The following is a 26,030-nucleotide window of genomic DNA, read 5'->3' as shown; positions in this document are numbered from 1 at the left end:
GATAAAGGACCTCCCTATTTTACGGATTGTTCCCTAATCATTGCTTCCAACGAAGGTTTAATACCTGACTCTTCAATTTGATGTACATATTCTGCAACCAATTTCGTAAGTCCGCTTATTCCATTCAAATCCATCCCCCAAATATCTTGGTTCCCAAGAATCGTCTCGACAAGCTCCTCGATTTTCATGGTATCCTCAGCCACCGATTTCCACGACGCCTTAAATAATTCAAGAACACTTGAATCATCCTCAAGTGGAATCATTTCTTCTCCCATTTTACCTTTATAAAAAATAAGTAAAGCACTCAAGGAAAAAACCATTCGACGGGGCAACTCTTGTTTCTTTTCCACATAATCGAGTAATGCCGGGAGATTCCTTGTTTTAAATTTTGATAAGGAATTCAAGCTAATACTCAATAAATAATGCTTAATATAAGGGTTTTTAAAACGGTTAAGAACATCATTTGCAAAAGCTCTCAATTCTTTAGTCGGCATGTTAAGCGTCGGTATGATTTCTTCAAAAGTCAATTCTTTTATAAATTGTCCAGTAGTATCATCTTCCATCGCCTCTCCCACTGTTTCCACCCCTGATAAATAGGCAACAGGGGTCATCGCTGTATGGACACCATTCAGAATTCGCACTTTCTGTACACGATATGGTGTTAAGTCATCGACAAAAAAGGTATTTAGACCCACTTGATCGATTGGAAATTCAGTTTTGATCCACTGAGGACCCTCGATGACCCACTGATGGTATTGTTCACCTACTACTAATAAATCATCTTGATACCCTAACTCTGCTGTGATTTCATCTATCGTATCTTTTGGAAAACCAGGTACGATTCGATCAACTAAACTGTTGCAGAATGTATTGGCGTGGAGAATCCACTCGACAAACGCTTCCCCAAGATTCCAAATACTAGCAAACTGAAGAACAATGTCTCTAAGCTTAGCTCCATTCTCTTCTATTAATTCACACGGGATGATAATACAGCCTTTTTGGTAATCCCCCTTAAATGCTTGGAAGCGGTGAAATAAAAAAGCGGTTAATTTACCTGGAAAACTTTTTTGAGGACGGTCTTCCAATCTGTCAGTCGTTTCTAAGTAAACTCCTGCTTCCGTGGCATTTGAAATAATAAACCTTAGCTCTTCACTACCTGCTAAATCCACATATTTATCATAGTCCTTAACTAGATCAATGCCTCTGCTTATCGAATTGACAATCATATGCTCATTAACAGCTTTTCCCTCTTTAATCCCTTGTAAATATAAAGTGAATAATCCATCTTGTTCGTTCAAACGCTCAATTTTTTCAGAACCTCTTGGCTGGACAACCACTACACTGCCTTTGAAATCGGTTTTTTTATTCAGTACATCAATTTGCCAATCAACAAATGCCCTTAAGAAATTCCCCTCTCCAAATTGAAGGATTTTTTCCTGGTATAAGGGATGCTCCCCACTGATTTTCTTACTTATTTTTTCCATCAAATATTCCTCCTCTCAAATGCACACGTGAACATTTCATTTTAAAAAAAATAAGACTCATTTTTTACTGCCCATTTATTAGTTATATTCAAAATAAATGGGCATATTTTTTATGACTTCATTTTTTTCACAGAATCTCGCACCTTTAATTCTGTATTCACAAAAATTCGCTTCCCGTGTTTCCCAGGGTTTCCAATTAGAGATAATAAGTTCTCTGCCCCCTTTATACTTATCTGCTCGATCGGTCTTTTTACAGTTGTTAACCGCGGAGTTGTATATTGGGCAAATCCAATATCGTCAAATCCAATAATGGATATATCCTCTGGAACCTTCAAACCATATGCGAAAACAGCATTCATCGCCCCTATGGCCATATCGTCATTGGAACAGAAGACGGCAGTCGGTGGCGTCTTAACGGTAAGCAATTTTTCCATAGCCTGGTACCCACTATGCATATCATAATTCCCTTTGACAGCATATTCACTTTTGATTGGGATTTCGTAATCAATCAATGCCTTTATAAAGCCATCTTTCCGCTTTTTAGTCGATTTAAATCCTTCTTTACCTTCAATAATCGCGATATTCTGATGACCATTTTGAATCAAATGTTCAATCGCTTGATAGGATCCCTCTGAATCGTTTGATAAAATATTAATCAGTTTCTTTTCATCAACTTGTCTATTTAACACGACAAGAGGTATCTTTTTTTCCAATACATAATAGATAAAAACATTATCCACATCACTTTGGCTCATCAAAATAATACCATCGAACCTACCACTATTAATAGCTGAAAAATCCTCATAATCATCTATACCACGTACAAATAAATTGAAATTCTCATTAATGACACTGTTGACTCCCTTGATTGTATCTGTAAAGAAGCTGGGTGATGTACCATTTGAGATGCTTGTAAAAAACAATCCGATTGTGTGTGATTTCTTCATTACCAAGCTTTTAGCATTATAATTTGGGGTATAATTTAGCTGAGAGGCTAGATCCAGTATTTTCTTCCTTGTATCCTCTTTAATCAAAGGACTATTATTCAAGGCCCTTGATACTGTCGTATGAGATACATTCGCTATCTTAGCAATATCTTTTATCGTCACCATTCCACTCATCCTTTAAAATCACAAAGTATACTTTCTACTAGCATACCATGTTTATCTGGCAATTCCAGATTGCAATCCCCCTAATAGAAAATCCATGAGACTGTAAGGACCTGCAATCTGCAAAATGGTTCTTTGCCAAAACTACACCTTTCATTTTATATCCCTATTACCTGGTTTCAAGTTTTTGAATGATTTCTGCATGTTTCTCGTCTGTTAATTTATACAAAATTCCAATTATCAGCATGGCTATTGTCAGCGCAATTGCAGGGTAAAGGGTTAGTAGGCCCTTGATCCCAAGCAGGGTCCCTGCTGTTTGAGCCACATTGGGTACATAACCAATTAAACTTAACCCAAGTCCTGAAAGAAAGCCGGCTAAAGACTGAGCTAATTTCCTTGAAAAATTGAACAGTGAATATGTCGTTGCCTCTTTACGCTCTCCTGTAACCCACTCACCATAATCAATGATATCGGATACAAGTGCCCATGTTATGCCATTTGGAATACTGATACCGATGAAAGCAATTGCAGATAAAATTGTAAATGAATAGATATTGGTTGGAATAAAGAAATTAATTAAATCAGCAACAATGCAAATAGCGAATCCTAGCATCGCCGTATGCTTTTTTCCGAATTTCTTGACAAGTTTAGGCATTAGGATAACCCCTATGAAAGAGGAACCGATAATGACAAAACTCATATTAGCCACTAGGGTTACGTTACCTAAATTATATTGTGCAAAATAGATTAATAATGCTGACTTGATATTATAAGCTGAGATTGAAAAAATCGTCATCAGTACCAGTGTTAATAAGGGCTTATTTGTTACAAAAGTTTTAACAATAGATTTAAAAGATAATTTTTCTCTTGGTGCCTCTTTAACCAAAACTCTTTCTTTTGTATTTCGATAACAAATATAGAAACCAATGATTCCGACAATACACATTATTCCCATTACAACTGGGTAACCTACTTTAGGATTTTCAAATTTCACAATCAATGGCATAACAATGACGCTAGTGATCAACAAAGCTCCCAATGAACCTATTTGCCTGAAAGTGGCAAGGGAAGTCCGGTCTTCAGCATTTTGTGTCATTGCGGCTCCAAGTGAACCATAAGGAATATTGGTAAAGGAATAAGCAATGCCCCAAATCATATATAAAGCATAGGCATATATAAGTTTTCCTGTAATTGATATCTCAGGTGAAATAAACAGTAGCACAGTAAATATAGCTAATACTAAACTTCCAATAATTAAATATGGTTTGAACTTACCGCGCTTACCAATGTTCTTACGATAATCTATTGAAGAGCCAACAATCGGATCCATAATGGCTGCAAAAAGTTTACTGACCAAGAAAATTGTACCTGCCGCTGCTGCAGGTATACCAGCAATATCAGTAAGAAACTTAAGCAGGTAAAGTTGACCGAGATCGAACATGAAACCGTTTCCAAAATCACCAAAACCATAAGATATCTTCTCTTTCAAACTCAATTTCTCTTTTTTCACTTCTATCGGATCTTTTTCTGGAGCAAGGACTGTACTCATATTATCCTCCTGATAATCTACATTTTGTTCCGAAGTTAAACTAAGTTATACTTATACTGATATACCTTTCAACAGAACCCTCCATTCTACCTATGGAGAAGGAAGAATAGAGAGCTAAATTTATTCTTTTATATCAAATTCAAAGTAATTTTTCGCATTATAATATGAGATCCCTTGCACAATATTTCCTAATAAATCCATATCATTTGGAATCTCTCCATTTTCAACCCATTCTCCTACTAGTTGGCATACAAGCCTTCTGAAGTACTCATGCCTTGTATATGAGAGAAAGCTTCTTGAATCCGTCAGCATACCAAGAAATCGACTAAAGAGTCCTACATTCGCTAATGCTTTCATTTGTTCTAGCATGCCATCCTTATTATCATTGAACCACCATGCGGTTCCAAACTGAATTTTCCCTGGTTTCTTTCCATCTTGAAAACTATTAATAATGCTGGCAATGACATGATTATCATTTGGATTTAATGAATATAGAATCGTCTTTGGTAGAGCATCTTCTTTGTCCATTGCATCCAATATTTTCACAAGCGGCTTAGCTATTCCATCATCATTCATTGAATCATAACCGGTGTCCGGACCTAGCCGATTATACATTTTTGAATTATTATTGCGCAGGGCATTTATATGGAATTGCATCGTCCAACCTAACTTGGCATATATGCCTCCAAAAAAGTTAAGTGTATATGTTTTGTATTTCTTCTCATCTTCTTGAGAGACTTCGACGCCTTGCATTCTTTTCGAGAATATTTCGGCAATCTCTTCTTTAGTCGCTTCTTCGTAAACCATTACATCCAAAGCATGATCGGATACCCTGCCTCCAATTGAATGGAAAAAGTGGATTCTTGACTCCAAGGCATTAAGGAAGTCATCGTAGTCTACAATTTTTTTATCTGCTGCCTGCTCCAATTTACTTACCCACTCGAGATAACCATTACTATTAATTTCTAAAGCTTTATCTGGCCGGAAGCTCGGTAAAACGCTTACATTAAAATCATGATCTTCCATCAGCAGCTTGTGGTACTTAAGCGAATCGACTGGATCATCCGTCGTACAGATCACTTTTACATTCGACTTCAAGATTAAATCCCTCGCACCAAAACCCCTGCCATTTAACAAATTATTAACTTTTTCCCAAATGGTAGAGGCCGTATCTTCATTTAAAATATCATATACATCGAAAAAACGTTGTAATTCTAAGTGAGTCCAATTATACAAGGGATTTCCAATTGTCATTGGTACCGTTTTCGCCCATGCTACAAACTTGTCATAATCATCAGCCTGCCCTGTAATATAATCCTCTGAGATGCCATTTGCCCGCATTACCCGCCATTTATAATGGTCCCCATATAACCATGCTTCAGTAATATTTTTGAATGTCTTATTTTCATAAATTTCTTGCGGACTTAAATGGCAATGATAGTCAATAATCGGCATATCCTTTGCGTAATTTTGGTAAATATGCACCGCAGTTTCATTTGTTAATAAAAAGTCTTCTCCCATAAATTTTTTCATCATTTCACCACTTTCTTTTCGTTTGTATTTGCTATAAAACGTCATAAATTCAATAATGTTATCGTTAACATTTTTATACATGAATAGTTTATAAAAGTTTAATTTGTTTTATGTTAACGTTAACAATAATAGATTCATTTTACTGACTATTCACTAAAATTACAATATTTTTTTATTTCAGAACAAAGTTGTTGTAAAACAAAAAAAGACATGCATTACTGCCATGTCCTTTTTTATTTTCCCTATTTACCCTTTTAATTTTCGAATAAAGCAATCAACGGTTTCATTAAACAAATCGCTTTCTTCCATAAATGGACAATGGCAACTATCTTCAAAAATTACTAGTTGGGAATGCGGAATGTTTTTATGCAAATGCTCCCCTGCAGCTACAGGAATCACTTTTTCATGCCTTCCAAAACAGAGAAGTGTGGGAATGTTAATTTTTGGCAAGAATTCACGATAGTCAACAATTGATTGGTCAAATAGAATGGCACTGGCAATGGATTCCGGCATTTTGGTCACTTCCTTAAGCATCCAGCTTGCATCCGCTACAGATAATTCATTTTTAAACATGGAGGCAAGGAAGCTTTGTAAAAATGGGGTACGATTCGTTTGAATTTCAGTCATGAAGGCAATCAATGTGTCCATATCAAATGCACCAATATTAAAATCGGGCCACTTAAAATCAGAGGCCAATTCATCCACAATCACTGTTGAATGAATATTTCCTTCACCGAATTGCTTCAGATAATCCCAGACGACAAAAGCCCCCATGGACCAGCCTACGAGTATGACATCCTTTAATCCCAGTTTAGCAATGAACGCATGAAGATCTTTTGCATAAACGGAGACCGTATTTCCGTAATGAACATGATTTGACTGGCCATGGCTTCTTAAATCAAGTAAGATCGTTCTATAATTTTCTGAAAAGGACGGAAGCTGCCTTCTAAAGAACCGGCTGCTCATCCATACACCATGGATAAAAATAATTGGTCTTCCCTGTCCCTTTTCTTCATAAAACAACCGAACGCCTTCTTCCACCTCAATATATGCCATTCCATCCCTCCTTCACGGTATTTTCACAATCCATTCCCTATTATTATTTATTGCGTTTCATCGTTTAACATTCCTTCCTATAAAAAAATATTGTCAAACCTCATTTTAGAGTTGATAATGAAGTATATTTTTATTGATATATTCATCCTGAAAGGACGGAATTTTCATGAAGAGCTTTATCAAAAACTATCGATCCTCTTTAATACTACTCACTGCCATTATTATCGGTGGGATAGCGGGCGTCGTTTTCGGGGAGAAAACCTCGGTCATACAGCCGCTAGGGGACTTATTCCTAAATCTGATGTTCACGATCATCGTGCCATTGGTATTTTTCAGCATTGCTTCAGCGATTGCCAATATGAGCGGAATGAAGCGTCTCGGGAAAATCATGGGCAGTATCGTCGTCGTTTTCCTGACAACAGCCGCTTTAGCTGCCGTCATTGGATTTATTGGGACAACCATCATCAATCCATTGGAAGGCACAGATACGACAGCCATTAAAGAACTGATGGAAAACAGTTCCTCTGAAGAGACCATTGAGGAAGTTCCTTTCTTCAGTCAACTGGTCAACACAGTAACCGTGTCCGATTTTCCAGAACTGTTCTCCAGAAGCAATATGCTTCAACTTATCGTTTTCTCTGTTCTAATCGGGCTTTCCACTGCACTGGTCGGTGAGAAAGCAAAACCGATTACCGAGTTTTTGACAGCGGGTACAGCTGTCATGATGAAAGTCGTCAAAATCGTCATGTACTATGCTCCAATTGGACTTGGTGCTTATTTTGCGGCGATTATCGGCCAGCTTGGGCCGCAGATTTTAGAAGGGTATGCTCGCACTTTCATTCTTTATCTAGTCTTAGCCTTAATTTATTATTTCGGCTTCTTCACTTTGTATGCCTTTATCGCAGGTGGGAAAGATGGAGTTAAACTATTTTGGAAAAATGCGCTGACACCATCCATTACAGCCATCGCCACTTGTTCCAGTGCCGCGTCAATTCCAGTCAATCTGGAATCGGTCAAGAAAATGGGCGTGCCAAAGGATATAGCGGAGACTGTCATCCCACTCGGAGCCAACACTCATAAAGATGGTTCTGTATTCGGCGGGGTATTGAAAATCGTTTTCCTATTCAGCTTATTTGGAAAGGATATGACAAGCATTTCAAGCATTTTAAGTATACTTGCCGTTGCCTTTTTGGTTGGAGCTGTTATGGGTGCCATTCCTGGGGGCGGTATGATTGGGGAAATGCTCATCCTTAGTGTATTCGGCTTTCCTGTTGAAGTCCTGCCGATCATTGCCGTTATATCCACGATCATCGATGCTCCCGCTACACTGCTTAACTCAACAGGAAACACGGTTTGTGCCATGCTTGTCACAAGGCTTGTTGAGGGTAAAAACTGGCTAAAACAAGCATTCGTTAAAGAAGCCGTATGATTCTATAACATCAAACTGACTCCTGGTTACCGGGAGTCAGTTTTTTAATTTTCACATCTTTCTTTCAAACAGTTCTTTAATTGACAAGGGGTTCCTTCCCCTTACATAGAATTAAAGATTGAAGGAGGGAATTAAATGCTAATGAAATGCTTACCCGCTGCCATCCTTTTCACGGGACTATTATATATTTTTTTTATACCGGAAGAGCCTATAACCATAAAAATCATGTTCAAGGTCATTCCCATGTTATTGATTTTGCTTTATGCATGCACAACAGGGGGAACGCGGGATCGTTACCAATCCTTAATACTTCTTGGTTTATTCTTTTGCATGCTTGGTGATGGTTTGTTAATCTGGTTCGTCATCGGGCTTTCCGCCTTCTTGATCGGCCACCTTTTCTATATTTCAGCGTTCTTTAAGCTATGGACCTTTTCTTGGCTGCGATTTGCGACGATTCTTCCAATCAGTATTTACTCCACTTGGATTGGTCGTGAAATTGTACTTTCTTTAATTGAAAAAGGTGAAAATAGCCTCATCATCCCTGTAATCTGTTATGTAACGGTCATCTCCCTCATGGGTTGGGCGGCTTTTATGACCGGAAATGCAGCCGCAATCATCGGCGGGGTTCTGTTCGTGATTTCCGACTCCATTTTATCTTGGAACAAATTTATCGAAGATGTTGCCTTTTCTGATCCACTGATCATGCTTACCTACTATACAGCTCAGTTTTGCATGGCTAGAAGCATTCGCATGAGTCCTTCTTTCCATTTATCGAAAGGTTCGAAAAGAGAACTGCCTATCCAGTGAATCCGAATAATCGTACGTTCCACATGAAACAATTTCATAAAAAAAGGCATTCACAGCTCTACTTGAACTGTGGACGCCTTTTTTTATCCTTTAATTTTCTTAATGAAGACTACTTTTAAATAGTTCCCTTCCTTATATTCCGTACTTGTTTTAAAATCAGCCGGCAATGAGAATTCTTCCATGAGCTCGTATTTTCCGTTCATTTCCTTGAAGGCAATATCAATGAAGCTCTTGAATTTTTTCATGTCGAACGTACTGCAATTAGTTGATGCGATAATGACCCCATTGTCTTCCGTAATGGATATGGTATCCTTCAATAGATTCGTATAGTCTTTTCCAGCGCTGAAGGTAAACTTCTTCGATTTGGCAAAGCTGGGTGGATCGAGGATGACCATTTCAAATTTCAAAGCCTTCTTCACTGCATATTTAAAATACTTAAATACGTCCATCACCACGATATTTTGAGCTTCAGGATCTATTCCATTTACACTGAACTGTTCGATCGTCTTTGGTAAGCTGCGATTCGCCAGGTCGACACTAGTTGTTTTAACAGCACCGCCTAAAGCGGCAAACACGGAAAATGCCCCAGTGTAGGAGAACATATTCAAGACGGTTTTCCCTTTTGCGTATTCATCCCGGATTTTCCTTCTGACATCGCGTTGATCAAGGAAGACACCGACCATTGCCCCATCATTCAGGTAAACAGCGAAATTTACTCCATTCTCCTTTACAAGAAGCGGAAATTCCGGTTGTTCACCCATGACAAAATCGTCTTCTTCCACGTATTGCCCCTTTGTATCAAAGCGTTTCTTCTGATAAATCGATTTGACTTCAACCGTATCCTGCAATGCCTTAATGATGTAGTCTTTAAAGGAATATATCCCTTTGCTATACCAGCTAATCACATAGTGACCATCATAATGATCAATGATTAAACCGCCAATTCCATCACCTTCCCCATTAAACAAGCGGAAAGCCGTAGTCTCTGTATCTTCAAAAAAAGACTTTCGGAATTCATATGCTGCCTGGATTTTGCCGTTAATGAAGATTTGATCGATCTTTTCATTTTCTCTTCGGGTCAATACCCAGCCATAGCCCTTGTTCTGTTTACCATAATATCCTTTTGCTAGAAAACGGTTGTTTTCATCCACCAACCGCACTAAAGATCCCTCTTCCTGAAGGTCATTAAGGTTGGCTATCGACTCTTTAACAATCAAGGGAAAACCCTTGCCGATTTTACTCACGAACTTAGCTTTCACTTTTATATCTATTTCATTTCCCATATATATCATCCTATCTATGCAAATGCTTACCTTCCCATTTTACCCTAATCCCTTTATAAATAAAAACCAGCCTGGTTCCTTAACCAGGCTGGTTTCCCGAAAACTTGATCATGATACTTCTAAATGGAGATCGCCTGGCTTAACTTTGCCCATCATCTTCAATACCCGATGTAAGGCAAGTGTGATCACAGCTGGCAATACCATACCCACTGCCACATAAACCAAGAACGTGTACAGCCCTTGACCAGTTATGATGGCTATCGGGGCAATCATTGAACTTAACCCCATGCCTCCAAGTTCATACGGTACTTGAAAATCGAATGCCAAGGTAGCGATAGGGGCACAAATGATTGCCGCTACAAAAGGCGGAACGACATATAATGGTTTTTTGATTAAGTTAGGAAATTGAACTTTTGGCGTAACGACCATCTGGGCAAGGAACCCACCCATATCATTATCTTTATAAGACATGACAGTGAACCCAACAAACTGAACGGTACATCCGATCAGGGCTGCCGCACTGGAAACGGGATCTAATTGCAAGGCGATTGCCAATGCAGCGGAAGACGCTGGTGTCATCAATAAAATGCTCCATACCAAGGCGATGACCATGGAACCGATTAAGGGAGAACCCTCGACCGCAGCAGTGGTTTGACTGCTTATCCATGTTAGGAGCGGAGTGGTGACAAGAGCCAGGCCATATCCTGAAACTCCACCGACAAGAACTGCTCCCATTGGGATGGCCATGATGTCCAACTTTGTTTTGCCAATTATACGCTTACCTACATATGTTGCAATTACAGCTGCCAATACAGCACTTAGTGGCTGTCCTGTAACAATCGTGAAGGCACCCTCAGCAGTTCTGTTAATAGCGGCACCGCCAACTGCACTTGAAGCCATGGCGCTAAAGATAATTAATGAATTTCCTCCTAGCTGATAAGCGATTCCTGCTCCTAAAGCTGGGGCTAGCAAGACCTTTGCGGCCCCGCCTATTGCCAGGAAGACCTCCCAACCTAAATATCCTCCTATGGATTCAAACAATAACCCGATCCCTAATGTAACCAAAACTGCGTTGGCTATCCCTGTTGATGCTTTGTACATTCTATTACTGATGTATTCTTTCCTGCTCACTTTATCTCCACTCCTTGTTAATTATCAGAATATTCAGTTTCAAAAAACGAAAAAAAAATAAATATCTTTAATTTAAAAGCCTATTAACTATATCACCGCTACGTATTATGTCTGCCTGTATAATAACATGAATTTTCTGATAATGTAAGTAGTATTTTTATACTAGTAAAATAAAAGCGTTTTCATAAATATGAGTTTAACGCATTTTCATCCAATAAAAACTAGGATTGTATTATTTCAAAATAAAATATCCCTTTTAAGGAGGTGCTACATGGAGATATTTCGATACATTTTCGACAAAAAAAGAACCCGATTAAGGATTCTCTCACTAGCTGGATTTATGACTATTCTAATAGATACCCATCCTATTTTTGAAATCCTTCCAATTTTGCAAAAGTGTCCTTCAAATATTGGTAAAACAATTTCTCCGTTGGCATCAGTTCCCTATCAGTCGGAACGATGACCCCTACAGCCCTGGTTACAGATGGATCCTCCAGCGGCAATTTAACCGTAAAGCGAGGCAAGCTATCAATCAAGGAAATCTCAGGAATCAAGGCTATACCCAGACCTGCTGCCACCAGGCCTTTTATAGCATCAGTATCTTTTCCTTCAAATGCCACTTCCGGTTCGAAACCATGCAGTTTGCATGCTTTCATAACGAGATCCCTTAAAACATAGCCCTTTGGATATACGATGAACGGGTTTCCTTGAAGCTCATTTAATGATAATGACTTCTTCAAGGCCAAAGGATGGCTTTCTGGTAAAAGGGCAACTAAGTTCTCAATAAATAGCGTTTCTCCTTTGATTTTCTTTTCATTCACCGGCAGGGGGCCAATCAAGGCCATGTTTATGTTACCTTTTATCACCGAATCTATCAGGTAGCGATATGAACCTTGTTTCAATGTGAATTTCGCCAGCGGATAACTTTCCCTAAAATCGGAAATGGCCCTTGGCAATATATAAGAAGCTAAACTGCTGGGAAAGCCAATGCAGATTGTCCCTTTTTCTGGATCCAGACTTTCAGCCATCTCACGCTTAGCACGATTGATTATATCCATAGCTTGTTCCATATGGGCTAAAAATGTATGTCCAATAGGCGTCAGCCTAATCTTTCGGCCTTCCCGGATAAATAGGGGCACGCCCAATTCTTCTTCTAAATTATAAATTTGGCGACTGACAGCAGACTGGGCAACATGCAAGTCCACTGCTGCTTCCGTCATATGTTCACGCTTTGCCACTTCAATGAAATATTCGATTTGCCTTAATTCCAATCTAAGCTCCCTCTTTCATATCAAAACAGCATGTTATTTATCTAATATTCAGATTGTTTATTTCACTTTTAAATTATATCATGAAAGTATTATATAAAATCGATAAGCTTACCCTAATTAATATTTTTTGACTTTACTAAAGGAGAGAGAACAATGACCACTTCACAAGAAGTCGAGCATGAGGATTTACAAGTTGCTAGAGAGTTCGTAAGTCAAGTATACGCACAGGTAAAGGAGCGTAATCCTCACGAAAGTGAGTTCCATCAAGCCGTAAAGGAGATACTCCTTTCATTGGTCCCCGTTTTTGCAAAACATCCAAATTATATGAAAAGCGGGATATTGGAAAGGCTGGTTGAGCCCGAAAGAATGATCACCTTCCGAGTCTCTTGGGTTGATGACCTGGGAAATGTTCAAGTCAACCGTGGTTTTCGTGTACAATTCAATAGCGCAATCGGGCCATTCAAAGGCGGTCTTCGATTCCATCCCACTGTCAATTCCAGCATCATAAAGTTTCTTGGTTTCGAGCAAATCTTTAAAAATTCTCTTACAGGACAGCCGATTGGTGGGGGAAAAGGCGGTTCAGACTTCGATCCAAAAGGAAAATCGGACGCGGAAATCATGCGTTTTTGCCAAAGCTTCATGTCGGAACTATCTCGCTATATCGGCCCTGATACAGACGTACCAGCTGGTGATATCGGAGTCGGTGCAAGGGAGATCGGTTACCTGTTCGGTCAATATAAAAAGATTCAAGGCAGCTACCATGCCGGTGTTTTAACTGGTAAAGGAATAAGTTATGGTGGAAGCTTGGCCCGTACAGAAGCAACTGGATATGGAACGGTTTACTTCGTCGAGGAGATGCTTAATGACAAAGGGTTACAATTCCGTGGCAGCACTGTCGTTATTTCCGGATCTGGCAATGTATCGATTCATGCCATTGAGAAAGCTACACAATTGGGAGCTAAAGTTGTTGCTTGCAGCGACTCCAATGGCTACATATATGATGAAAACGGTCTGAACCTGGATACAGTCAGACGTTTAAAAGAAGTGGAACGAAAACGATTGAGCGAATATGTCGATGCACACCCGGAAGCTGTATACCATGAAGGAAGCTACGGCATTTGGTCTGTACCCTGCGACATCGCACTTCCTTGTGCCACACAAAATGAAATCGATGAAGAAGCAGCAAAATTACTGATCAAAAATAATGTGAAGGCAGTCGGTGAGGGTGCTAATATGCCTTCAACCCTTGAGGCCATTGAAGTATTCATTAATAATGGCATCCTTTTTGGACCAGCAAAAGCGGCCAATGCAGGCGGCGTAGCCGTGTCTGCACTCGAAATGGCCCAAAACAGCGCAAGAATGCCTTGGACTTTTGAAGATGTCGATGCCAAGCTGCATCAAATCATGAAAAACATCTATAAAAACAGTGTAGAAGCTGCAGAAGCATATGGCGAGCCTGGCAACTTAGTTATTGGGGCCAATATTGCCGGATTCCTTAAAGTGGCGGATGCAATGCTTACTCAAGGTATACTCTAGCAATCGGTTGATTTAGGAGGCGGTTCCGACAGGGGCCGCCTTACTTTTGTAAAAGAGTGATCTCACTTTTTTTTACCCTCTTATTCATCTCAATTCAAGCTGAATATCCACACTCAGATAACATCAATGAGATTAAAACATTTCTTTCTTACTATAAAAAAAAGAGTGCCGGAAAAGTTCTGGCACTCTCATGGTTTGCAGACAATTATTCTTTGGTGACCAATTTCAATGGAACGGATATTGTGTCATCCACTTTATCGCCTTTTAAGATTTTCTCAGCCGCATTAACCGCTTCTTCACCGATAAGTGCCGGTTGTTGGGCGATTGTAGCTTTTAGTTCACCGTTTTCAACTGCTTTCAATGCATCATCATTTCCGTCAAAACCAACCACGATGATGTCTTTTCCTGCTGCCTTGATTGCTTCAATGGCCCCAAGTGCCATTTCATCATTATGGGCGAATACCGCTTGGATGTCATTATTGCCTTGGAGGATATTTTCCATGACGTTAAGCCCTTTTGTCCGGTCGAATTCCGCCGTTTGGCTTGTCAGGACATCTAACTGCTTGTCCGCAATATTGTGGAAACCTTTCCCGCGTTCACGAGTTGCAGATGCTCCGGATACCCCTTCAAGTTCCACTACTTTCGCTTTTTCGCCAAGCTCTTTAACTAGATATTCTGCAGCCATTTCACCGCCAGCCACATTGTCGGAAGCGATGAACGTTTCAATGTCACCTTCGTCTGAAGAACGGTCAATCGTGATAACGGGAATGCCCGCATCATTTGCATCTTTAACGGCTGAAGTTATTGCCGCAGAGTCAGTTGGATTCACAAGAAGGACATCAACCTCTTGAAGAATTAAATCTTCAATTCCGCTAATCTGTTTTGCTGTATCATCCTGGGCGTCAACAACTGTAACTTTCATGCCTTTTTCTTTTGCTTCTTTTTCAATACCATCTTTTAAGGAAACGAAGAATGGATTGTTTAAAGTTGAGATGCTGACTCCGACTTTCACGTCTTTCATGGAGTCTTTCTTTTCTTTTTTATCATCTTTTAGACCAGAATCCATTGAACAGGCAGCTAAGACCATTAAAGAAAGAACCATGATTATCGATACTATTTTTTTCATTGATTACACCTCTTCTTATGATTTTTTACGGTCAAGTAAGACCGCGATTAATATAACTGCACCTTTTACCACTTGCTGGTAAAAAGAGGATACACCAAGTAAATTCATGCCGTTATTCAAAGTACCGATGATCAGGACACCCACCAGCGTACCGAACAACCGCCCTTTACCGCCTGAAAGGCTCGTTCCACCTAGCACCACGGCTGCGATGGCATCCATTTCATAGGATTGGCCTGCCGTCGGCTGTGCCGAATTCAGACGAGATGTTAAAATGGCACCGGCAATTGCTGCCATCGTACCGGCCAGACCATATATGGCCACCTTGACTCGGTCAACTTTAATCCCTGAAATGCGGGAAGCCCTTTCATTTCCGCCAATTGCATATGTTTTACGGCCAAAGGATGTTTTATGAAGCAGGAACCATAGGATTAAGAAAGCGATGACCATCACAACAGCCGGTACTGGCAGTCCCAGGAAGTATCCTCTCCCAAGCATCTGGAACATTTCAGAATCGCCAATTCCAGTAATCGGCTTTCCATCCGTATACACAAGCGTTAATCCCCGGAATATCGTCATGGTGGCCAATGTCACGATGAAAGGGGCCATTTTTCCTTTTGAAACGAGAATCCCATTGATTACACCCATTATTGCACCTAGCAGAATACCTACTAATATTGCTAAAATCGGATCCATTCCCGAGACCATCATGCCAGCCATAAGTGCGCTGGATAGAGCTAAAATGGAACCGACGGACAAGTCGATGCCACCTGTCAATATGATAAAGGTCATTCCAAATGCAATAAGTGCATTGATGGAGGTTTGACGCAATAAATTCAAAATATTATTCGGTTCCATGAATGATGGATTTAAAACGGTTATTACGATAAATAAAAGTACCAGAGCAAGTAACGGACCAAATTTCTGCCAAATCCCGCTTTTCCCTGTAGCCTCAAGTTTCATCCTAGTTCCCTCCTGTCGCCAATGCCATAATTTTTTCTTGCGTCGCTTCCTGCTTTAACAATTCCCCAGCAATCTCACCTTCGTGAACCACAAGGATTCTATCACTCATTCCAATGATTTCTGGAAGTTCTGACGAAACCATGATGATGGCGATGCCTCGCTCCGTCAATTCATTCATCAATTCGTAAATTTCACGTTTTGCACCAACATCTATGCCTCGGGTTGGCTCATCCATAATTAAAACTTTAGGGGAAGTGCCGATCCATTTGGCTATTACCACCTTTTGTTGATTTCCTCCGGAAAGATTGCCGATGATCGTTTCAGCTGAAGATGTCTTTACGTGAAGTCGCTTAATCATCATTTCGGCAAAGTTTTTCTCATCCTCCGTTTTTACGAGTCCATTAGGAGCAAAGCTTTTCAGATTCGGCAAGCCGATATTTTCCCTTACTGAAAAGTCCAGTATCAGCCCCTCTTCTTTACGATTTTCCGTAATGAAGGCCAGGCCGTGTCGAACTGCATCCGTTGGTTTTCGTATGGAAACTTTCTTGCCTTCAATGGTAATTTCACCGCTGTCTATTTGGTCGACACCAAAAAGGGCGCGCATTATTTCTGTTCTGCCAGCTCCCATCAATCCGGCTACACCCACAATCTCGCCTTGCCGTACTGCGAAATGGATATCTTCAAAAAGCCCTTTTTTAGTTAATCCTTTTACATCGAGGACTACGTCGCCAGGGTGCGCTTCACGATGAGGAAAACGATCCTCCAACTCCCGCCCGACCATTTTTTGAACGACTTCATCGAAATTTGTATCTGCAATTTTTTTCGTATCGACAGTTTTTCCGTCACGCATTACGGTGATCCTGTCACAAATGGCAAAAATTTCTTCCATTCGGTGAGAGATATAAACTAGTGATACACCCTTTTTAGTAAGTCCCTTCATCACTTCAAAGAGCTTCTCTATTTCTCTATCGGTCAGAGCTGCTGTGGGCTCGTCCATGATGATGACTTCGGCATCCGTCATAAGCGCCTTGGCAATTTCAATCATTTGCTGTTCCCCGACAGAACAAAGGCCGGCTTCCTTATCAAAAGGAAGGGAAATATTAAGTGTTTTAAAAATCTCGTTTGCACGCGCTTTCATTTGTTTCGTCTTTAGGACACCGAAGGTATTTACCATTTCCCTGCCGATAAATAGATTCTCCAGCACGGTCATCTCTGGCCAAATATTCAATTCCTGACGGATAAAGGCCATTCCCGCCTCTTCCGCTTCCTTTGAATCCTTGAATGAGGTTTCTTTACCGTTAATCTCGATCGTTCCTTGGTCTTGTTTATGCAGCCCGGTCAAAATGTTCATCAAGGTTGACTTCCCCGCTCCATTCTCCCCCATTAGTGCATGTACTTCTCCTGCCTCTAAAGAAAAATGAACACCTTCCAATACCTTGTTTTGACCAAATGCTTTATAAATATTGTGCATTTCGATTTGCATGCTCATCATCTCTTTTCTTTAAAAGAATACTCCAGACTGCAATATGCAATTAGAATACGGCGTCGTCTCCCCAGTCCGGATTATTGCTTTCGCGTTACTTGTCAGCCTTTTAAAATCCTCATGGGAAACATATTCAATCCCTTCTCCGAATTGCTGCTCCAAATATTGATGCTGTTCTGGGTTTTTATCCTTCACTTCAGTGGCAGCGATAACTTTTTCAACAACCATATCTTCGTGAACGGCTCGAACGACATCTTGAAAAGATGGTGTTCCAGGCGTCAAAGCTAAATCTATCTTGCAAACTCCCGATGGGACCGGCAGCCCGGCATCACCTACGACAATATAATCCGTATGACCAAGGTCAACCAGGACCTTGGCTATTGAACTATTGATGATTCCTTGACGTTTCATGCTTCAAGGCCCCTTTCGACTTCTTTCCTTTGCGGCATGCCGCCTTGAGCGCCTAACTTCGTCACGGAAATGGAGGCTGCCCGGTTCGCGAATAACAAGCATTCGTCAAAACTTTTTCCTTCTGCAACAGCCACCGCAAAGGCAGCATTGAATGTATCGCCTGCCCCTGTTGTATCCACTGCTTCCACTACAAAGCTTGGAACGACCTTTTCTTCATGCCCGTCAAAATAACGGACGCCATTTTTCCCTTCGGTAATGAATAATTTATTTGGATACTCAGTCAAGACTTTCGTTCGATCCCGGCCATTAAAAAGTATTTCGAACTCATGTTCATTCGGCGTAAGGAATGATGCCTGTTGAATGACAGCCTCACTTAGCTTGCGGGCTGGAGCTGGGTTCAAAAGTAATTTCTTTTGAAGCGTGTTGCACAATTCAGCCAGAAATTCCACCGTTTCCTCAGGAATTTCCTGCTGAACCATCACGATATCCGACTCCTCAATGACCTTTTTCGCCTTTTGTACATATTCAGGAGTAATGAAATCATTTGCACCTTTTACGACAATAATACTGTTATCACCTTCTGAAAGGGTAATGTGTGCTGTACCGGAGGCTGTACCTGTAACCGGTTCCACATACTCCGTATTTATATGATTTTTTTTCAGGTTTTCTAAAATGATCTCACCATAGACATCATCACCTACACATCCAACCATGGATACTTCAGCACCAAGTCGGGCAGCAGCCACAGCCTGATTGGCTCCTTTTCCTCCAGGAACCGTGATGAAAGACTCTCCTAAAACCGTTTCCCCTGCTATTGGCCGCTTAGCTGATGTCACCACTAAGTCCATTGAGGAACTTCCCACTACTGTAATTCTAATCATGCCTTCTCCGCCTTTCTTCTCGTTGTTTGTCTCTCCACAAAAGAAACAGGGAGCTTTTTGTGCGTCACTTCCAATTTTTCCTGATTGATCTTTTTAATTAGCATTTCCGCGGCTTGTGCCCCCATCTCGTAGGCTGGCTGCCGAATTGTCGATAACGGTGGGTGCAATAACGCAGTGAAGGCGATATCATCATAGCCTATTAATTGTATGTCTTCCGGAATCCGTATTCCCCGTTTTAAAATCTCTTGAAGTGCGGCAGCTGCAACAATATCATTGCAAGCAATAATTCCATCCGTTTCCGGATATTGCTCGAACAGCTGTCTCACGCAAATTTGGCCGCCCTGAAGAGTGAGGGATGAATCCATGACTTGCACATTCACTTCGGCTTGTTTCAATTCTTCCAATGCTGCCATGTACCGTTCATATACAGGTTTTATTTCGACTGGCCCCCTGATGAGGACGATATTTGTACTGCCTCTATCAAGCAATACGCGTGCTGCAAGCTTACCGCCTGTCTTTTGATCGGAATAAACAGCTGGTAATTTTTCTGCTGTACGGTCAAGAAGGACAACTGGAATTTCCAGGTTATCAAAATTTTCATTGGCTTCTTCACTGGTTGAAGCAATCATGCCCACTACATTATTCTGAAGAAAAGTGTCAATATATTCTATTTCTTTATCTCTCTTTTCATCGCTATTCCCAAAGATTAATCGATACCCGAATTGCTGCAGATAATCCTCGACACCTCTTGCCATTTCAGGGAAGAAGGGATTCGTAATGTCAGGCAAAATCAAACCAACCAATTTGGATTTACGTTTATAAAGGGATCTTGCCACTTCATTCGGTTTATAATTTAATTTTTCAACAGCTGCCATGACCACCTTTTTTGTGTCCTCATGTGCATAACCACTGCCATTCATAACTCTGGAAACCGTTGCCACAGAAACCCCAGCTTCCTTTGCAACATCCCGAATAGTTGCCAATATATCCACCTCAATAATTTTGTGTAACCGTTTACACAATAGCTTATCACCAATTTATATGAACGGCAAGCCCTATTCCAAAGAAAAATTTTAGGTAGTTTGAATCAAGCCGGATAACACAATCCTTTTTAATGCGTACATTTTTAATAATTATCGGACTCTATCGTCTCTTTCCGTTTCGCATATATAGGTTTTACATCCTCATTACCTCTAGATTTATTTAATACTTCTATTTGGTAGGCAATAGGAGTTCTACCTAACTGTTGAAACGGAAGGTACGAGGCCCCTGCGGGAATACGCGTCCAAGGGAGACCCCCGCAGGCGCAAAGTGCACCGAGGGCGGACCGCCCGCGGAAAGCGAGTGCCTGAAGCGGAAATCAACGGTCAAAATTTAAAAATCCAAAAAAACTGTAGACGTACTCAATTCTTATCGAGTTCGTCTACAGTCTGAAATTGGCTCAAAAGTCTGAGCCAGTTTAACTTTATTGCGTTTTTGCAGGTAACTTTTCATAAAGGGCATTATTCACATGCCCAAACTCAGATGCATGCGGACGGTCATCACCATCGCTATATCCATATTGAAGCATCCGATTTCTATTCAGGCAAAGTTTTGTTAATTTTGGCGCAAAGAAATTGAATATATCGAAACGATCCTGTAACATAGGGAATTTTTTCTGATGTGTAAGGATTGTTTGAGCGACGCCTTCCCAAAAAACATTCTCATCCAAAAGGGACCTCTTCATCAGGAGTGTTGACAAGTAACGGAAATGACAGATGAATAGTCCCGTGAAAATGAATTGAACCAGTCCTTCAGGGGTTTCACTTCTTAGTACTTTTCTTAAATCATCAGGAAGTTTACTCAATTCAGGAAGCGGCTGATCACTGACGTTTACATCATCCACAAAATCCTTGATGGCCAAACGATGAGGCTTGTAATCCTTCAAAACTAAAATGGTATTTTGACCATGCGGCGAGAAGACCAATCCATATTGATAGATAAAATGTAATAGTGGTGATAGAATGACATCGAATAATTGAGCTGTCCAGGCTTCCGCAGTCAATCCGGATTTTTCAATAAGGCTCTCCACATATGGCTTCCCTTTGTAGTCCACATGTAAAAGGGACGCAAGTGTAATGGGATTTTCGCCTTCTTCCATATAACTGTATATGCTTTCTCTCCAAATACCGCCTAGCATCTCCAAATATTGATAGGGTACATTCTCCAGCTTGGAAAAATACGGGTGGTCAACGTTTAAACTGGCCACTTCACCTGGAAGCACTACTTTGCATTCTTCCCTCAAGAATGAATCATTTTCATAAATGTTCTTAATATACGCTGTGATTTTTGGAGCAATGACTGTTCGCTCCGCTGGTAATCCACGGTAGACTAGCGTATTTAAAATGCTCATCGGCAGCTTGACGTGGTGTTTATTCTTATTCGATACATTAACAAATGTCCGAATTGATTGTTGCGGAAGATACTCATCAGGACCATTTCCCAAAGCTACAATCAACCCTTTAGCCAAGTCATCGGTAAAATTCTGGATGATTACATTCTTCCACTGCCATTCATGGACTGGGAGGTAGAAATAGTTTTCTGACTTCAGGCCTTTCTCTGTCAATCTTTTTGCAAATGATTTTTGGGTTTCCTCATCCAGTTCATTCTCCATCAATTGCTTATAAGACAACGTTTCAATGGAATTGAACTCACCCCTTGTTTTATGGACCGCAATCCATGATAACTGAACTTCCTTCTGGTTTTCTGGAGCAAACTTCAAATAATCATCAAAACCGAAACCGATTCTTCCCTTGTTATAAGCAATCCAAGGGTGACCGCTCATTTCCCCTTCAAGTAAAGCATAGTCCAGTTCGACCAAATCATCCGCGTCTTGTTCAGGTTTGGATAGCAATTGGAGGTCCGCAAGCAGCGTATGATGGAATTCCTTGATTAAATGTCCTGTTGTTTCTGCAGTCATCCCAATTACCGGCTGGATGTCCAAAATGAATTGAATAGCATCATTGGCCTGTGTAAAACCTTCCGTTTCATATACCTGGATCGATTCAGCCTGTACTTCATAGCTGTCAAAAAGACGGGGTGAAGCCAAAAATTGATAAGATCTCCCCTCATTTATCTTTAACTCATATAGGTTTCCTGCTGCATTTTCGTTCAAGACAGCTGGTTTGATCATATCTTCATACATATACTCAGAAATCATCTTGGCCAGCAGGTTTTGGTTTACTATCGACCAATTTTTTTCTGAAACCGCCTGTTCCACTTCATTTATGAACTGCATACAATGCTTCCCTTCCCTTCTCTTAGTAAGCCATGACTGGTGATTTTACACGGAATGACTGAAAAGCACCCTTTGGCTCTGATGGATAAATCTCTTTACCTGCCAATTGATTGATAATGATGGAGTTTCGGAACGCGCCTAAGCCTAGATCCGGAGCACCCACACCATGTGTATGTATCTCGCCATTTTGAATAAAAAGGTGATTCTGCGTAGTGATGGCCGTTCCTACCCTATAATCTTTCGTTATTGTAAGCCGCCCCAAATCATCGCGGACTAAAAGGTCTTCCATGGTGTCAAGGAATGCCGGAAGGGTTGATTTATAGCCCGTTCCAAAAACAATCGCCTCTGTGTCCACATCAAATTCTCTATCTTCTACCCACTGTCGGCATTTCAATCCCCAGCCATTTTCGGTGGGGGTTACCGCCGAAACTTCCGTCATGGCCCGAAGTTCAATGGAAAGTTCGGCATTTCCAATCGATTTTTCATACATCTTGTCAAAAATTGCTGCAATTGTCGTGGCGCTGATCCCTTTATACAATAGATCCTGTTTCGGCAGAATTTCATCCTTCTTTTCCTGTGGCAGCCGATAAAAGAAATCAAGGTAATCCGGAGTGAAGTATTCCAACCCAAGTTTTGAATATTCCATAGGGAAAAACCCCTTGGATCTTGTATACCAGTTTAGCTGATAGCCATATTGCTCCTGCTCATTCAGTAGATCCAGAAAGACCTCGGCTGCACTCTGTCCAGATCCGACAACCGTTACGGATTTTTTCTTTAAGACATTTTCTTTGTTCCGTAAATAATCGGCCGAATGCAGGATGCTCTCCCCCATATATGGATGAAATGCCGACGGGACAGTCGGGGCGGTGCCAATTCCCATGACTACATGACGGCTATAATAGACTTCGATCTTTTGTGTTTGTGCATCCCTTACACTGATTTGATAGAAGGGTTCATCTTGATCACCTATATACTCCACCGTCTCCACTGCCTTTCCAAAACAGCAGCTTTCAAGTTGATTGGCAGTCCAGCGGCAATAGTCGTTATATTCTTTTCGTGGAATCAAGAATTTTTCAAGAAAGTAGAAATGATAGAGACGATCATGCTGCTGTAAATAACTCAAGTAACTATATGGGCTAGTCACATCAGCCATGCTAACTAGATCGGCAAAGAACGGTACCTGCAGTGTTGTCCCTTCCAGCAGCATCCCTTCATGCCAATTAAATTCCTGCTTTTTCTCAAAAAAGACGGCATTCAACTCCGGGGTTTTCTCCAAAAGGGCCGCAAGTCCAAGGTTAAAGGGGCCTATCCCTATCCCTACCAGGTCATAGATAGATTGTTGCTTCTCCATACTTCCACTTCCTCTCGAAATTCTCCCGTGTACATGACATTAGCAATGCCGTTTTGTCAGGGAGCTCAATTTCTTTAATTGGGGTGAAACCGCACTTTTCAAATAAGTAAATCATCTTTGCATTTCGAATGTCCGGTTCCGCCATCACCTTTTTTGTTCTAGAAGAAAGCAGTTGGTATTTCACCATTGCACGTAAAAACGGCAAAGCCAGTCCTTTTCCAAGGTAATCTGGATCACCAATGAGTAAATGAATGCCTTGATCTCCCTCTTCGGACTCATAATAATCTTCGATGATATCGCCTTTTACCCAATACGATTCCCAATAGCTCATGGGGGTTGCATCAAGGCAGCCTAGATAGAGTGTTTGGTGTGTATCAGCCAACGCCTTTTGCAAATGAACAGCAAACTTTTCTTTTGTGAAATTTAAATTCCAGTAGGGTATCACATGTTCTTCATGCATCCATTTATGCAGTGTATCTACATCCCTCTCAAATTCAACTTTGACAAATGAAAGCTGTTGATTACAGTCCTTCAGATTTTCTTCATAACTATTTTTCATAGGCGGTTAAAACCCCCTGCGCGAATGGATTATCAATCGTTGTATAAACGGATTGTGTCTCAAGTGAGCCGACAAGCTCATCCATATCATGAAATCGCGTCAGTAAATTAGCCTTACAAGATAATTCCCGGGCATGAAGCAGCCTTGAAACAACTCGATTCAACCCTTCATCATCGCTTTCCCTACTGCTTGTTTCCAATTGTTCCTGAACGAGCTGTAACAGGGTTTTCTCTGATACTAATCCTTCCGTACCAAAATTATTGATTAAGCCTAATAAGTGATTAAAAAAGAAGTAGTATTGAAGTCTTTCTTCAGCGACTTCATCAGAACAAGTCGTGAAGCTTTTTTCACTTAGTTCAGGCAGGATATTCAACAACCTGTCTACTTTGGACTCGCAATAGTAATACCCTTGATTATCACGATAATAAAAAGTGGATGGATAGCCATCTTGAAGTTGAATGATTGAATTTTGCTGATGGGCTTCTAAAACAATTCCATACTCTTCAAATAGCCAAAGCATCGGTTTTAATGTCATTGAAAGATAAGTTTTGAACCATTCCTTACTTACTTCTTCGGTACTGCGGTTTTCATCAGCTGCCAATTTGCGGATGATCGCTCCAAGCCTTGATGGTGCACCATAGGCATTATCCTGACATAAGCCTGCAATCAGGCTAGCTTGTTCATCGTTTTCATAAAAAGGGTTTTCCCGAATATCAACATCGAAACCTGATTCTTGTTCAGTTGTTTTGATCGTTAGATAAGCAGGGTCCTTAATAACACGGAAGGCGGGATGCTGTTCTTTTAGATCATCGCCCACTTTTGAATCTATTAATTTAGCAATTTCCACACCACGATCTAGTTCTTTTTGCAAATTCGCACGTAATGAATTCGTGATCTTAACCGGAACGGAAAATTTGTACATATATCTCGATGTGGCGCTATATACCGTTCTAAATGAAGAGGTAGCCGTGAATTTTTTTCCAAGAGGTCCTGCATAAACTAGTGTTCCTTGCTCGATTAGCTTCTTAACCTCTTCTTTTTCGATAAGCACTTTTGCCTGGAGCGGATGTGCCGGGATAATGCTGTATCGGCTTTCCTTTTGGCAATACGTGTCACGAAATTCACTGGAAATCTCCAAGTCACCAGCTAATTCCTGTTTAATGATCTCACTTGCCGATCGGACTTCACTAGAATCCTGGATGACGATCGAAGGCTCTGCCAGGAAATAGTGCAGCTGAAACTCCCCTTTTAATTCGGGTGAATAGATCCATTCATCTTTTTCTGAAATGCCCTGCTTACTTTTCGGTGTCGGGTGGAACAGGTGCCCGAATAAAAGCGACTGCTCTGCTTCGATGTATGTAAAATCAGGACTTTGAAGTGCATCAGCGTCTTCTGTCCTCGCTTCCACATAACGTTGAATATTTTGGCTGCTAAGGATGACACGCAGCATCAATTCATCTTCACTATCCGTCCGGCCCTGCTCATTCAATAACTCCTTAGAAACAATCGAGACCAGTGTCACATAATCTAATTCACGTACTTGTTTGGATGCTGTTTGGTAGTAAATCGGGAAGGTGAAAATATGACGCCCCGTTACCGACCAATATTTAAGTGGAACAAGCAATGCAATATCTTGGGATCTGAGATTACTGACTAATAATGAATCCGGAATGGAACCCTCCAAATCTGGCCAGTTTCTCGTTTCTTCTAAACTGCAATTCCCGGTTTCCCGGAAATAACAGTTCAGAAAGCTTTGCATCGTTGCCCTTTCAGCTATTTGCTTACCATTCATCT

At 40.7% G+C, this 26,030-nt stretch carries 21 protein-coding genes; 3 read left to right on the top strand and 18 right to left on the bottom strand.

What is annotated here, in order from left to right:
• Positions 1 to 14: 14 nt before the first annotated feature.
• The 5 genes from QUF86_RS05855 to QUF86_RS05835 form a co-directional block, all read right to left on the bottom strand.
• Positions 15 to 1,484, bottom strand: a complete 1,470-nt coding sequence (locus QUF86_RS05855; RefSeq protein ID WP_289333785.1) for a tagaturonate reductase — start codon at positions 1,482 to 1,484, stop codon at positions 15 to 17.
• Between the two features lie 110 nt (positions 1,485 to 1,594).
• On the bottom strand, positions 1,595 to 2,596 hold the full coding sequence (locus QUF86_RS05850) for a LacI family DNA-binding transcriptional regulator (RefSeq protein ID WP_289333784.1): 1,002 nt from the start codon (positions 2,594 to 2,596) through the stop codon (positions 1,595 to 1,597).
• A 166-nt stretch (positions 2,597 to 2,762) separates the two neighbouring features.
• Entirely contained in the window at positions 2,763 to 4,142 is a 1,380-nt protein-coding gene (locus QUF86_RS05845) for a glycoside-pentoside-hexuronide (GPH):cation symporter (protein ID WP_289333783.1), read from the bottom strand.
• A 120-nt stretch (positions 4,143 to 4,262) separates the two neighbouring features.
• Positions 4,263 to 5,675, bottom strand: coding sequence for a glucuronate isomerase (gene uxaC, locus QUF86_RS05840; protein WP_289333782.1), 1,413 nt, complete (start codon positions 5,673 to 5,675; stop codon positions 4,263 to 4,265).
• A gap of 246 nt (positions 5,676 to 5,921) precedes the next feature.
• The gene (locus tag QUF86_RS05835; RefSeq protein ID WP_289333781.1) at positions 5,922 to 6,731 is read right to left on the bottom strand and encodes an alpha/beta fold hydrolase; all 810 of its coding nucleotides are present in this window, start codon (positions 6,729 to 6,731) and stop codon (positions 5,922 to 5,924) included.
• A 166-nt stretch (positions 6,732 to 6,897) separates the two neighbouring features.
• On the opposite strand from QUF86_RS05835, the gene QUF86_RS05830 reads away from it, so the two are divergent.
• Positions 6,898 to 8,160: a dicarboxylate/amino acid:cation symporter gene (locus QUF86_RS05830; RefSeq protein ID WP_289314186.1), complete on the top strand. Its 1,263-nt coding sequence runs from the start codon at positions 6,898 to 6,900 to the stop codon at positions 8,158 to 8,160.
• Positions 8,161 to 8,295: 135 nt separating this feature from the next.
• Positions 8,296 to 8,967 (top strand): lysoplasmalogenase, encoded by a 672-nt coding sequence (locus tag QUF86_RS05825; RefSeq protein WP_289333780.1) that lies wholly within the window; start codon positions 8,296 to 8,298, stop codon positions 8,965 to 8,967.
• 83 nt (positions 8,968 to 9,050) lie between these two features.
• Here QUF86_RS05825 and QUF86_RS05820 read toward each other — a convergent pair whose 3' ends face one another.
• The 3 genes from QUF86_RS05820 to gltC all read right to left on the bottom strand — a co-directional run bounded on the left by QUF86_RS05820 (position 9,051) and on the right by gltC (position 12,652).
• On the bottom strand, positions 9,051 to 10,250 hold the full coding sequence (locus tag QUF86_RS05820; protein WP_289333779.1) for a class I SAM-dependent rRNA methyltransferase: 1,200 nt from the start codon (positions 10,248 to 10,250) through the stop codon (positions 9,051 to 9,053).
• 108 nt (positions 10,251 to 10,358) lie between these two features.
• Positions 10,359 to 11,351, bottom strand: coding sequence for a PTS sugar transporter subunit IIC (locus QUF86_RS05815; protein WP_289327418.1), 993 nt, complete (start codon positions 11,349 to 11,351; stop codon positions 10,359 to 10,361).
• 395 nt (positions 11,352 to 11,746) lie between these two features.
• Positions 11,747 to 12,652, bottom strand: a complete 906-nt coding sequence (gene gltC / locus QUF86_RS05810) for a glutamate biosynthesis transcriptional regulator GltC (RefSeq protein ID WP_289333778.1) — start codon at positions 12,650 to 12,652, stop codon at positions 11,747 to 11,749.
• A gap of 153 nt (positions 12,653 to 12,805) precedes the next feature.
• Between gltC and gdhA the strand changes: the two genes are divergently transcribed.
• Complete coding sequence (gene gdhA / locus QUF86_RS05805; protein WP_289333777.1) at positions 12,806 to 14,188, top strand: NADP-specific glutamate dehydrogenase; 1,383 nt, start codon at positions 12,806 to 12,808, stop codon at positions 14,186 to 14,188.
• 205 nt (positions 14,189 to 14,393) lie between these two features.
• Here gdhA and rbsB read toward each other — a convergent pair whose 3' ends face one another.
• The 10 genes from rbsB to QUF86_RS05755 form a co-directional block, all read right to left on the bottom strand.
• Positions 14,394 to 15,314, bottom strand: coding sequence for a ribose ABC transporter substrate-binding protein RbsB (gene rbsB / locus QUF86_RS05800; protein WP_289314180.1), 921 nt, complete (start codon positions 15,312 to 15,314; stop codon positions 14,394 to 14,396).
• Between the two features lie 15 nt (positions 15,315 to 15,329).
• Positions 15,330 to 16,274 carry an ABC transporter permease gene (locus QUF86_RS05795; protein WP_289314179.1) on the bottom strand — a complete coding sequence of 315 codons (945 nt, stop codon included), beginning with the start codon at positions 16,272 to 16,274 and terminating at the stop codon, positions 15,330 to 15,332.
• 1 nt (position 16,275) lies between these two features.
• Positions 16,276 to 17,757, bottom strand: coding sequence for a sugar ABC transporter ATP-binding protein (locus QUF86_RS05790; protein ID WP_289333776.1), 1,482 nt, complete (start codon positions 17,755 to 17,757; stop codon positions 16,276 to 16,278).
• 18 nt (positions 17,758 to 17,775) lie between these two features.
• Entirely contained in the window at positions 17,776 to 18,168 is a 393-nt protein-coding gene (gene rbsD, locus QUF86_RS05785) for a D-ribose pyranase (protein ID WP_289314177.1), read from the bottom strand.
• Positions 18,165 to 19,049 (bottom strand): ribokinase, encoded by an 885-nt coding sequence (gene rbsK, locus QUF86_RS05780; RefSeq protein ID WP_289327169.1) that lies wholly within the window; start codon positions 19,047 to 19,049, stop codon positions 18,165 to 18,167. The genes rbsD and rbsK overlap by 4 nt, the downstream gene beginning before the upstream one ends.
• A complete protein-coding gene (locus QUF86_RS05775) occupies positions 19,046 to 20,032 on the bottom strand; it encodes a LacI family DNA-binding transcriptional regulator (protein WP_289314175.1) in 987 nt (328 codons plus the stop codon). Before QUF86_RS05775 ends, rbsK begins: the two co-directional genes overlap by 4 nt.
• Positions 20,033 to 20,514: 482 nt before the next feature.
• On the bottom strand, positions 20,515 to 22,326 hold the full coding sequence (locus QUF86_RS05770; protein ID WP_289333775.1) for an IucA/IucC family protein: 1,812 nt from the start codon (positions 22,324 to 22,326) through the stop codon (positions 20,515 to 20,517).
• A 22-nt stretch (positions 22,327 to 22,348) separates the two neighbouring features.
• A complete protein-coding gene (locus QUF86_RS05765) occupies positions 22,349 to 23,677 on the bottom strand; it encodes a lysine N(6)-hydroxylase/L-ornithine N(5)-oxygenase family protein (RefSeq protein ID WP_289314173.1) in 1,329 nt (442 codons plus the stop codon).
• On the bottom strand, positions 23,652 to 24,236 hold the full coding sequence (locus QUF86_RS05760; RefSeq protein WP_289314172.1) for a GNAT family N-acetyltransferase: 585 nt from the start codon (positions 24,234 to 24,236) through the stop codon (positions 23,652 to 23,654). The genes QUF86_RS05765 and QUF86_RS05760 overlap by 26 nt, the downstream gene beginning before the upstream one ends.
• Positions 24,226 to 26,028 carry an IucA/IucC family protein gene (locus QUF86_RS05755; RefSeq protein ID WP_289333774.1) on the bottom strand — a complete coding sequence of 601 codons (1,803 nt, stop codon included), beginning with the start codon at positions 26,026 to 26,028 and terminating at the stop codon, positions 24,226 to 24,228. Before QUF86_RS05755 ends, QUF86_RS05760 begins: the two co-directional genes overlap by 11 nt.
• Positions 26,029 to 26,030 lie beyond the last annotated feature (2 nt).

Origin of the sequence: Peribacillus sp. NJ11 (assembly GCF_030348405.1) — a bacterium.
GTDB lineage: Bacteria > Bacillota > Bacilli > Bacillales > DSM-1321 > Peribacillus.
The sequence above is the reverse complement of the archived record's forward strand: the minus strand, read 5'-3'. Positions and strand labels throughout refer to the sequence as shown.